This is a genomic window from Halomonas sp. SIMBA_159, assembly GCF_046536035.1.
Classification (GTDB): domain Bacteria; phylum Pseudomonadota; class Gammaproteobacteria; order Pseudomonadales; family Halomonadaceae; genus Vreelandella; species Vreelandella venusta_A.
Genome location: NZ_JAWJBT010000943.1, coordinates 1 through 258 on the forward strand (window position 1 = coordinate 1; position 258 = coordinate 258).

Here is a 258-nt window from a genome sequence, read left to right on the forward strand (position 1 = left end):
GCGAATGGCTGAAAACCCTGATGGACTGGGGGTTTGTCGATACCTTCCGTCAGCTTCATCCCACCGCGGATGACAAATTCTCATGGTTTGACTATCGCTCCAAAGGCTTTGATGACAACCGCGGCCTGCGCATTGATGTAGTTCTGGCGACCCCGTCGCTGGCGGCCCGCTGCCAGGAAGCCGGTATTGATTACGAACTGCGCGGTATCGAAAAGCCGTCTGATCACGCACCTATCTGGTCTGTTTTCAAATAATCAC

General features: G+C 53.9%; 1 protein-coding gene. It reads left to right on the forward strand.

Annotated features, from left to right (window positions below; translation table 11 throughout):
* A partial coding sequence (locus tag R0J87_RS22045; RefSeq protein WP_498888983.1) for an endonuclease/exonuclease/phosphatase family protein occupies positions 1-254 on the forward strand: 254 nt, incomplete at its 5' end.
* Positions 255-258: the final 4 nt, after the last annotated feature.